Source organism: Mycobacterium sp. TH-M116, from assembly GCF_057473685.1.
In genome coordinates this window covers 1-10245 of sequence record NZ_JBYCLC010000416.1, presented here as the reverse complement: position 1 = coordinate 10245, position 10245 = coordinate 1, and the positions used below count along the sequence as shown (strand labels likewise).

General features: G+C 67.8%; 12 protein-coding genes and 1 pseudogene. 3 read left to right on the top strand and 10 right to left on the bottom strand.

Translation table 11 applies throughout. The annotated features are described in order from the left end of the window. Positions 1-337 (top strand): helix-turn-helix domain-containing protein (locus tag AC2VOK_RS21220; RefSeq protein WP_428902206.1); only part of this gene is annotated, 337 nt, incomplete at its 5' end. A 39-nt stretch (positions 338-376) separates the two neighbouring features. Here AC2VOK_RS21220 and merB read toward each other — a convergent pair. The 4 genes and pseudogenes from merB to merC all read right to left on the bottom strand — a co-directional run. Then, positions 377-532 (bottom strand): annotated as a pseudogene (gene merB / locus AC2VOK_RS21215) (organomercurial lyase); the annotation flags it as partial. 9 nt (positions 533-541) lie between these two features. Beyond that, positions 542-745: a hypothetical protein gene (locus AC2VOK_RS21210; RefSeq protein WP_428902205.1), complete on the bottom strand. Its 204-nt coding sequence runs from the start codon at positions 743-745 to the stop codon at positions 542-544. 17 nt (positions 746-762) lie between these two features. Further along, on the bottom strand, positions 763-2196 hold the full coding sequence (gene merA, locus AC2VOK_RS21205) for a mercury(II) reductase (RefSeq protein WP_428902204.1): 1434 nt from the start codon (positions 2194-2196) through the stop codon (positions 763-765). 10 nt (positions 2197-2206) lie between these two features. After that, positions 2207-2641 carry an organomercurial transporter MerC gene (gene merC / locus AC2VOK_RS21200; protein WP_428902203.1) on the bottom strand — a complete coding sequence of 145 codons (435 nt, stop codon included), beginning with the start codon at positions 2639-2641 and terminating at the stop codon, positions 2207-2209. 103 nt (positions 2642-2744) lie between these two features. On the opposite strand from merC, the gene AC2VOK_RS21195 reads away from it, so the two are divergent. Then, positions 2745-3134, top strand: a complete 390-nt coding sequence (locus AC2VOK_RS21195; protein ID WP_428902202.1) for a heavy metal-responsive transcriptional regulator — start codon at positions 2745-2747, stop codon at positions 3132-3134. A 98-nt stretch (positions 3135-3232) separates the two neighbouring features. Here AC2VOK_RS21195 and AC2VOK_RS21190 read toward each other — a convergent pair whose 3' ends face one another. Next, positions 3233-3673 carry a hypothetical protein gene (locus AC2VOK_RS21190; protein ID WP_428902201.1) on the bottom strand — a complete coding sequence of 147 codons (441 nt, stop codon included), beginning with the start codon at positions 3671-3673 and terminating at the stop codon, positions 3233-3235. A gap of 236 nt (positions 3674-3909) precedes the next feature. Between AC2VOK_RS21190 and AC2VOK_RS21185 the strand changes: the two genes are divergently transcribed. Continuing rightward, positions 3910-4557 carry a GAP family protein gene (locus tag AC2VOK_RS21185; RefSeq protein ID WP_428902200.1) on the top strand — a complete coding sequence of 216 codons (648 nt, stop codon included), beginning with the start codon at positions 3910-3912 and terminating at the stop codon, positions 4555-4557. Between the two features lie 28 nt (positions 4558-4585). Here AC2VOK_RS21185 and AC2VOK_RS21180 read toward each other — a convergent pair whose 3' ends face one another. The 5 genes from AC2VOK_RS21180 to AC2VOK_RS21160 form a co-directional block, all read right to left on the bottom strand. Next, positions 4586-5992, bottom strand: a complete 1407-nt coding sequence (locus AC2VOK_RS21180; RefSeq protein WP_428902199.1) for a cation:proton antiporter — start codon at positions 5990-5992, stop codon at positions 4586-4588. Next, the gene (locus tag AC2VOK_RS21175) at positions 5989-7044 is read right to left on the bottom strand and encodes a hypothetical protein (RefSeq protein WP_428902198.1); all 1056 of its coding nucleotides are present in this window, start codon (positions 7042-7044) and stop codon (positions 5989-5991) included. The genes AC2VOK_RS21180 and AC2VOK_RS21175 overlap by 4 nt, the downstream gene beginning before the upstream one ends. Beyond that, positions 7041-7172: a hypothetical protein gene (locus AC2VOK_RS21170; protein ID WP_428902197.1), complete on the bottom strand. Its 132-nt coding sequence runs from the start codon at positions 7170-7172 to the stop codon at positions 7041-7043. The genes AC2VOK_RS21175 and AC2VOK_RS21170 overlap by 4 nt, the downstream gene beginning before the upstream one ends. 427 nt (positions 7173-7599) lie before the next feature. Continuing rightward, entirely contained in the window at positions 7600-8967 is a 1368-nt protein-coding gene (locus tag AC2VOK_RS21165; protein WP_428902196.1) for a PPE family protein, read from the bottom strand. 9 nt (positions 8968-8976) lie between these two features. Continuing rightward, on the bottom strand, positions 8977-10212 hold the full coding sequence (locus tag AC2VOK_RS21160; protein WP_428902207.1) for a PPE family protein: 1236 nt from the start codon (positions 10210-10212) through the stop codon (positions 8977-8979). Positions 10213-10245 lie beyond the last annotated feature (33 nt).

Below are 10245 nucleotides of genomic sequence, written 5' to 3'. Positions count from 1 at the left end.
CCATCCGGTGTCGATCGGGCAGGTCACGTCGCTGGCCGAGGCGCGCACCACCGTCCTGCTCGACGAGATCGTCACCGTGGTCGCCGCCGAGAAACGTCTGGTGGATCCGCGGATACGCGATCTGCACGCCCGCGACCCGGTGCTGGCCGAGACCCTGCGCGTCTACCTGGACAGCTTTGGCGACGTCGGCGCTGCCGCGCGGGTGCTGCAGGTGCATCCCAACACCGTGCGCTACCGGGTGCGACGGATCGAGAAGCTGCTGTCGGTCTCGCTGGCCGATCCCGAAGCGCGGCTGCTGTTTTCGCTCGGGCTTCGCGCCCTGGAGCGATTGGCGTAGCGGTCGCGCCCACCGCTGGCGTCGTCCACAGTCGGGAGTTGCCCGGAGCCGGGGTCGGGCGTCGTCGACCGAGGTGAAGAAGTGAAACTGATTGCAGAATGAGGAGCGGACCTCGGTGATGCCGTCGGGGTTGGCCAGCGACATCACCGCGGTGGCCGGCTCGACGTCGCGGACCCCGCGCGGGCCTGCGGTCAACCGGATCGGCTACCCACTGCATCCAGAGGCCGACTCAATGGGGGCTTCCCGGCCGACGACAGTGGCGAGCGTGGTCAGCTCAACGGGGTTCCCGGACGCGAGCAGCCGCAGCAGCGGGATCGAAAGCGCCGGGTCCAGACCGGTCTGGTCGGGGTGGCCAGTCGGTCGATGAGGTCGGTGGTGGAGTCGGTCATCGCAGCCTCCGATTCTCAAGAGGGTGTAGATGGTGTTTAGGAGGCGCAGCAGGACAGCTTGGAGACGTCGGTGCTGTAGGACTGGCAGGCGATCTTGATGGCTTCGGCCATGGTCAGGTACGGGGCCCAACTGTTGGCGACCTGCTGCACGGTCATACCGGCCGCAAGGATGTAGACCCCGGCGGCGGCGAGTTCGCCGGCGTCCTTGGCGACCGCGGTGATTCCGAGGATCCGTCCGGTGTCGGCGTCGGCGAGCACCTTGACGAAGCCGCGGGTGTCGCGGTTGACCAGCGCCCGGGGCACGTAGTGCAGGGGCAGCACGCGGCAGTCACACCGGATGCCGGCTGCGGCGGCCTGTTCCTCGGTCATCCCGACCGCACCCAGCGCGGGGCTGGTGAACGTCACCCGGGGCAGGTGTGTGTAGTCGACCGACCGGTTTGCGCCGGTGAACGCATTGTCGACAACCATCGCGCCGTGGGCGGCCGCGACGTACACGAACTGGCGCTGCGCGGTGACGTCCCCGGCCGCCCAGATCCGCGGGTTCGACGTCGCAAGCTGATCGGTGACCGCAATCTCCCCCGCCTTCCCGGTCCTGACGCCCACCGCCTCAAGGTTGAGCCCATCGGTGACCGGGGTTCGGCCCAGCGCCACCAGCAGCCGCTGGGCGCTGAACTCCTCCCGGCCACCGGCCACCGACGCGCCCGCGACCACCCGCCCGGTGCCCGGATCGGTCGTCACCGAGTCAGCGATCGCTCGGCAGACCACCCGGATGCCCTCGTCGGCGAACACCTCAAGCAGGGCCTGGGACGCCTCGGGTTCCTCCCGGGAGGCCAGCCGGGAGCGGACCAGCATGGTGACGTTGCAGCCCAGCCGGGCAAACAGCTGGGCTTGTTCCAACGCGACATACCCGCCGCCGAGCACCAGCAGTGTCTCGGGAACCTCCTGGAGCTCCATCGCCGTGGTCGAGGTCAGGTAGTCGACCTGGTCGAGTCCGTCGATTGTGGCGATGGTGGGCCTCGAGCCGGTCGCGACCAGGTAGTGCGCGGCCACGACGAGCCTGCTGTTGCCGTCCTCGGTCATCACCCGCAGGACCGGAGCGTCCGGGGAGCCGTCGAACGAGGCCTGCCCGTGCAGGAGCCGCCAGCCGTAGTCCTCGGCGACGTCGAGGTACTTCTGCGCGCGCAGCGCCTCGACGAGGGTCCGTTTTCCGTCGACGAGGCCGGGCATGTCCACCGGGTCGGCACTGGTGCTGATTCCGGGGAACCGGCCGGATTCGAGGGCGACGTGGCGGGCCTCGGCGGCGGCGATCAGTGCCTTGGAGGGCACGCAGCCGGTGTTCACACACGTCCCACCTACCGTGCCGCGCTCGATCATCGCCACCGACTTGCCCAGCGCCGAAGCGCGGATCGCGGCGGCAAACGCCGCCCCACCCGATCCGACCACGGCAAGATCGACCGTCGTCTGTTTCACGTGGCCCTCCTCATCGGTGTTTCGCGGGCAGTTCGCAGCCTTCTGGCTCGCAGCGGCGGCTACCTGGGGAGACCAGGTCCCACACCGCGAAGACGACCATGACCACCAGTCCCGCGTACAGCACCACCCGTGCCGGCCCGTGAGCCAGGACACCGCTCATGAACGAGACCCACCCGATCAGCACGAGGATCGGACCGATCATCCCCAGGACGCTGCGGTGCCACTGCCGGTGGGCGAACCACCCCAGTCCGTTGGCAACCAGGACGAGCACGGCAAACAGCGGCAGAACGTCCATGAATACCTCTTCCCACTGGGAGAGAAATCCCAGCCCGATCGCCGCCCCGATAGCGCCCACCGCCGGGAAACACATGGCGCAAGCCATGGTGGACACGACGGTGCCGACAACGCCGACCTTGTCAGTCATGATGCGCACAATCTGTCGCATTTGTCTCTCCTGAATCGCTTGGAGAATCCGTTCGTCAGCGCCACAATGAACCTTCCAGTACAGATGAAGGTCAAGTCGCGAATCAAAAGAAGGGTTAGGGACGGTGCGGATCGGAGAGTTGGCCGACGCTGTCGGCACCACCAGCACGACCCTGCGCTTCTACGAGGAACAGGGTTTGCTCCCCGAAACCGACCGCACGCCCTCCGGCTACCGGGACTATTCGCCCGACACCGTCACCAGGATCGACTTCATCCACCGAGGCAAGGCCGCGGGGCTCACACTCGCCCAGATCCGTGAGGTTCTGCATATTCGAGACCGCGGTCAGGCCCCCTGTGAGCACGTCCGCGACCTTCTCGACGCCCGACTCGCCGACGTCGACGAGCAGATCAACAAGCTCGTCGCTCTTCGCGACACGATTGCCCAATTACGCGACCAGGCAGCAACACCCGAGCCCACCACCTGCACCCCCGAACAGGTCTGCCGATACCTCTAAACCTGTCACGTGTAAACCTGTCACGTGCGTCCGAGAAGCGAACCCAAAACGCACACGCGCCAGCGTCCGAATTGCTTCTCGCTCAGTTAGCGGGTCGTTCAAGAACTTGTCGCCAAGGTCAGATTGCTGGGTTCTTTTGGCGTCTGCTGCTGATCAAACATGCTGTTGGAAGCGATTATCGGGTCAAGGGGTGTTGTATGAGGGATAAGCTGCTCGCCGTACCCGTGACCTCGCACCGCTGCGTCGATTGCCAGACGGGCGATCAAATATTTAGGTGTGCGGGAATAGCCCCCGTCCATCAACCACGGCACACCGTCGTCTTTGCGCACGACCTCGGTGGGACAGATGGCGAAATACCCGCAGACCTTCGGTTCCCTGCGCGGGGTCCATACGTAGACGTGCGCTACTCCGCTGCTTTCGGCGCGGCGGGCGCGCTCGGCCAGCCAGCTGTTCAGCGACTCCTTACCGCAGTCGAACCCCGCCAACACGTGGTCGTCGTCGAGCGGCGCGGCGCGGCGCGACCAGCAGCGGAACGCCAAGCAGACAGTTTGCGGCCGAGTCGATCGCAAGCATCCAGCGGTCCTGCATCGCAACGACTTTGGGTCCGCTCGGGGCCTTCCGCAACGAACCCTCGGCTCGATTCTGCCGACGGCCCGGTAGCCTGTCACCCATGCAACACTCGTCCGTCGTCGCCTACGGTGCGCATCCTGAACCCCGACACCGGCACGGAATGCCAAGCGGGAACGGGCCTGCCCGTCCATAACCGGATCCCGCCATGCTGATCACCGTCCTGGTGATGGCCGTCGCCGTGAGCCTCGAACCGTTCCGCGTCGGGATGACGATGCTGATGTTGAAGCGGCCGCGACCGCTGCTGCAACTGCTCGCGTTCTTGGCCGGCGGTGTCACGATGGGCATGACGGTGGGCCTGGCCGTCCTGTTCGTCTTCCGCCGCATCCTGATGGGTTCGACCTACTTCACCCTGCCCAGGGTCCAGATGGTGATCGGGCTGCTCGCTCTGCTCACCGCCGCCGTCCTGGCCGTCCGGGTCGCCACCGGGCGATCCGGTTCGGTCCGGCTGCCCGCGCGCACACACCTGCTACTGCACGGACGGTCACTGTGGGTCGCCGGAGTGGCCGGCCTGGGCATCGCACTGCCGTCGGTGGACTATCTGGCAGCGCTGGCCGTCATCCTGGCCTCCGGCGCCGCCGCGACCACGCAGGTGGGCGCGTTGCTGATGTTCAACGCCGTGGCCTTCGCGTTCGTCGAAATCCCACTGCTGGCCTCCCTGCTGGCGCCGCGGGCGACGCGCGCTGCGACTGCGGCGTTGCACGGCTGGATCCGCGCTCGGCGCCGCCTCGAGGTAGCCGCCCTACTTGCCGTCGTGGGCAGTGTCCTGCTGCTGGCCGGCCTGACCGGCCATTGAACCGGGAAGTTTCGACCCGGGCCGCGAACTAGGCCTGGGTGGGTTGGCCCGCGGGCGTCCGGTCCACCGCCGGCGCCGACTCCGAATCATGCGGGGCGCCCAGCGGATCGGCCGCGGAATTGCCCTCCCCGGAAGCCGTCGTGGACTCCAGGGACGCCGTCTCGGCCAGGTCGGATTTCAGGTCGGATTTCACGTCGGACTTGAGCAACGGCCAGCCCCTGCGCAGCACGTAATCGAGCCACGCGCCGGCCACCTGCGAGGTGAGCACCGCCGCCACCACCAGGGTGGTGTAGAACTTCGGGCTGATGATGCCGGCGTCGAAGGCGACGCTGGCCAGCACGATCCCCGGGCCGCCACGGGCGTTGGTGGTGATCGCCAGGTTGATCAGGTCCAGCCCCCGGAACCCGGCGAACCGGCCGGCCAGGGCGACGGCGACCACTTTGACCGCACAAGTGCCGACGATGAAGATCGCGATCATGGGCAGGGAAACCCCGCGGATCAGGTCGAGCTTGAGACCGACGATCGCGAAGTACACCGGGATGAAGAAGGCGAACGAGACCTTGCTGATCGCCTCCATCGAGTCGTCGAAGATTCTGCGTTCCTTGTGCACGACGGCAAAACCCGCCAAAAACGCGGCGAAGACGAGGTTGACGTCGAGCGCTCCGGCGACGGCGCAATAGGCCAGCAGGATCGCGATGGCGTAGCCGGTCGGCGAATGCTGCACCAGGACGTTCCACCTGGCCGCGTTGATGCGCCTGATGACGCGCGGCGCCAAGGTGAGACCGATGACGAAGTAGGTCACCGTGATCGCAAGGTGTACGGCCATCTCTTCGGGCCGAAGCGCGGCCTTGGCCGCGACCGCGGTCGCGATGGCCAGGGCGAGCCACAACACGATGTCCTCCAGCACGGCGACGCCCAGGATGAGCCGTGCGAAGCGGGTGTCCATGATGTTGAGGTCGGCGAAGATCTTGGACACCACCGGCACCGAGGTCACCGCGACGCCGACAGCGAGAATGATGACCAGCGACAACCGGTTTCCGTGCGGCCCGGCCAGGCTGGGCCGGATGAGATGCGGCCCGAAACTCAGGCCGAGCAGGAACGGGATGCCGGTGCCCACGATGACGAGCCAGCTCACCGTTCGCCGCTCCCCGCGGCCGAACAGTTGCTGCATCTCGGCACCGGACACGAACATCAGCAGCAGCAGGCCGAGCCAGTAGACGAACGTCAAGATGTTGCCCTGATGTGTGGCGCTGGTGACGAGGTGGTCCATGACCGGTATCTGGCCCAGCACGGCCGGGCCCAGAACGATGCCGGCCAGGATTTCGCCCACCACCTTGGGTTGGCGAAGCTTCACGAACACATACCCCAGCAGCTGGGCGAGCCCGACCAGCAAGAGCAGGACGATGATGACGTGGGTCAGTTGGGCGTTGGTCACGATGTACTCCTCATGGTCAGCCGCCGATGCAGCAGGTAGGCGAGTGTCAGGGCTGCTGCCCCGATGGTCACGGCGACGGGAAATTCGATGCTGAGAGACCCGATGACGAGCGGAAGCAGTCCGATCGCCAGCGCCGGTGGCATGTGAAACCTGAGGACGCGCAGCACGACGATGCCGAACACCATCGCGCCTCCGGCCGCCACACCACCCTTTCCCCAGAGACTCACGGCGATCCAGCCCCCCGTCGACATCAACGCGCACGCGGCCAGCAGAGCGATCGGTTTCCCGGCCCAGGGACACGTGCGCGGATGCGCGAACATCGCATAGGCGATGACGATCAGCGGCGGGAACAGCAGCAGCCGCAATCCCGAAGCCGCGGCGCAGATCGCCATCACCGTCACGAACAGATAAAACGGCACAATCCAGGCGTGCCCGCCAGGTGGCTCCTCAAGGATGTCGTCGAGATCGCTGACCACGGTGGCGCCGGCCCCGTGGTACCGGTGTCGGCAGTACCGTTGCCAGGGCAGCAATATGCCGATCAACACAACGAGACTGACCGCTATCGAGGCGGGATAGACCCAACTCTTGATGCCCAGCACCAGCGGCAGCACGCCCGCCGCGACAGCCGGCGCGATCGTTGATCTGAGCGCGGCGACAATCACCAGGCACAGGGTGACAAGGGCTACGACGGTCAGGAAATGGTACGGAAACTGCCGGGTCATCCACACTCCGGCAACCGCTCCCGCCGAAGGCGTCAGCACGAGCCGCCCCGGCTGGCTGGCCCACCTGCCCCAGGGCCGGGTCAGCACGTCGTATGCGAGGGCCGCGAGGCCGGGGAAGAACAGATAGTGCCGGCCGTCGCACTGCGCGGCCACCACGATGTAGCCCACTGTCATCATCTCTATCAGCAGGCGATGACGCGGCATCAGCACGCGCTGCGCCACGGCAGTGGGCCCGGTGCGGTGGTCGGGCTTGCGCCCCGTGTGGAAAAAGGGCTGGGCGCTCGACATGTGCGCACCGCCGAACGACGCCCTCTGCGCGCGGGCACTCATGTGGTCGAAAGAACGATGTGCGACGACGGCGTGTACAGCGCCCACCCCACCGGCGAGCCCTCCCCCACCCGCGAATCGGACAGACACTGGCTCAGCACCCGAGTCGACGCGATGAGTCGATTCGGCACGGTGGCCCTCCTTTCAGTGAGTACTCGAGTTTCAGTGAGTCCTCAGGGCGTCAGCAATTCTCAAGCCGGCTGACAGCACCCAGGGAGGTGATCGGAGTCTTCGGGCCCCGGAAAAGCCCCGGAAAACCGGTGCCGCCGAAAAAAATCCAGCCGACGTTGACATTTGCCTTCTGGCGCGGCGACGCGGTTGATCGGTCATCGAAAACGACACCAGTACAACGGATTTCTGCTGGATCCAGGACGCTGGCGCAAGAGCTTCTCATCGTTGCGATGTCACCGACCGCCTCTCTGTGCCTGTTTTCTTCATCCTATTCATCCGGTATCCTTTCGGCCCAAGCTGGCGGTTGGCTGTGCACCGGTTGGGTATTTGCTGCTCCTTGACTCGGAGTCCGGCGCCGAGCTGCAGGTTTCTCCACCCCGCCGACCACTATTCAGGCCGCGGTAATCTCACATTCATATCGCCGTCGGTGAGGTGCACCGCGTGGATGCCGGGCTTCTTCCGCAGCTTGGCGACGAGGCTCTCCAAATCCGCCGATTCGGTGTACCAATGCTGGACGTCGTCGGGTTTCTCGGCCATTTCGGCGACCAGCCGCTGCAGATTCGCCGGCGTTTCACCGTCTTTGGACGCGCCGTCTTTGAGCGAAGTGGAACGCAGTCGTGCGCCCGCACCGCCGAACGCTGTGGGTGCGGCCGCCCCCAGCGCACCCCCGGCCATGCCGCTCAACGCCATTCCGCTCAGCAATGTGCCCTCACTGACCGCGGCCGCCGGGACGGCGTCCAGCCCCGCACCGGACAACACCGCCGCCACCGTCCGGATCGCCGGCGTGGCCGTGGCCCAGCTCGGGGGAACCGAGACGCCGCCGACCAGACCGGCCTGCCCGACGCCCGCCGAGACGGCACCCACGCCCGCCAGATTCGCCAGCGGCGACACCGAGCCCAGACCGGCCGCCAACGCCGCCGACTCTGCACCGCCGGCAGCGGCCCCCACATCGAGGACGTGCCGCGCCCCGGCCACCAGGCCGAAGATGGTGTTGATGAAGACGACATTGACCGGCAGGACCAGTTTGCCGATGTCCTCGAAATACGAGCTGAGCGAGCTCAACGTCTGCAGACCGGCGAATTCCTGCAGAGTGGTGAGCAGTCCTGCGGCCGGATTCGGTCCGGTCACGACGGCCCCCAGGCTCTGCAGCGCCGCGGGAACCGCGCCGAAGGCCGACGCCAACTCCGTTTGCGCGCTGGAGATGAAGTTCGCCGCCGGGGCGAGAGCACCGGCGGCGGTGGTTGCCGGGGGCGCCGAGAACGGGGTCACCGTCGACGCGGCCGCCGACTGGGCGGCATAGGTGGTCATCGCCGAGGCGTCCTGCGCCCACATCCGGCTGTACTGGGCCTCGGTGGCCGCGATCGCCGCCGTGTTCTGCCCGAAGATGTTGGTGGCCACCAGGAACGCCAGCTCGCTGCGGTTGGCCGCGACCACCGCCGGCGGCACGGTCGCCGCGAACGCAGCCTCGTAGGCGGCCGCGGCGCCACGGGCCTGCGCGGCCGCCTGCTCGGCCTGGGCCGCCGTGGCGCTCATCCAGGCTGCATACGGCGCGGCCGCGCTCGCCATGGACACCGCCGACGGGCCCTGCCATGCCGTCGCCAGGCCGGAGATCACCGAGGAATAGGAGGCGGCGGTGGCGTGCAGCTGCGCCGCCAGTGTGTCCCACGACTCGGCGGCGGCCACCATCGGCCCCGATCCCGGACCGGAATACATTCGACCGGAGTTGATCTCCGGCGGCAACAACCCGAAAAGCATTGGCGGACCTCAGACCTGCGGGGGAATGGCGGGAATCACGAAGATGTTGACCGGGCCGGCGGCCTCGTCGGCGACAGTGGACCCGGCGGCGCCGGCCGAGCGGGCGGCGGTGCCGCCGGTATTCGCGATCGCCCTTCCGGCCAGGCTCGACAGTGCCACGTTGCCGAACAGGTTTCCTTCGCCCGCCGTCGCGGCCGCGACGCCGGGCGGGCCGGGATCGGCGAACACGGCGGCCACCGGCTTGACCGCCGGGGCAGCCATCGCCCAACCCTGCGGCACCGACAGACCCCCGACGAAGCCGGCACGTCCCACACCGGCCGTCACCGCCGAACCCAGCGCCCCGGTCGGCGAAACCGGCCCCCCTACAGCGGCGATCGCCTGCGCCGCGCCCACCTTGGCCATGGCGTCGGACAGGTTCGCACCCGCCTGTGGCAGCAGATAGCTCTGTACTCCCAGCAGTTCGGGGGCGCCGAACGAACCGAAGTAGGACAGCGGCGACAACGGCCCGCTCGCGGAGGACAACAGCGAGTTCAGCGCCGATGCCAGCGACTGCGGGGCCGCCGGAGCGGAAGTCGTGACCGCGGGCGCCGCCGCGGCGGCGGGTCCCGCGAGGCCGTGCAGTGTGGACGGCACCGCAGACATCAGCGCCGGCAGCGCCTGGGAACCAGCCTGGGCCCCGGCGGCCTGGGCGACGGCGGCGGCCTGCGCGACGGTGCCCGCCGGTTCGGTGATCCGCGGCGGCGGGCTGAACGGCAGCAGGTCGGCGGCCACCGCCGAGGAGCCGGCGTAGCCGTACATCGCCGCAGCGTCCTGGGCCCACATCTCGATGTACTGGGCCTGGATCTGCATGATCGCCGGGGTGTTCTGGCCGAAGAAATTCGTCGCGATCAGCGCCAGCAGCTGCGAGCGGTTGGCCGCGACCGCCGCCGGTGGGACCGTCACCGCGAACGCGCTCTCGTAGGCGGCGGCCGCCGCCCTGGCCTGGCTCGCCGCCTGCTCGGCCTGGACGGCCATGCCGCTCATCCAGGCCACATACGGCGCGGCCGCGGCCGACATCGTCAGCGCCGAGGCGCCCTGCCACTTCGCGGCCAGCCCCGAAATCGCGGACGTGTAATGCGCCGCCGCAGCGTGCAATTCGGCGGCCAGACCGTCCCACGCCTCCGCCGCGGCCACCATCGGTCCCGAACCGGGGCCCGTGTACATGCGACCGGAGTTGATCTCCGGCGGCAACGCCCCGAAATCGATCACCAGTCCACATCCCCTGTTCGCGTCGACGCA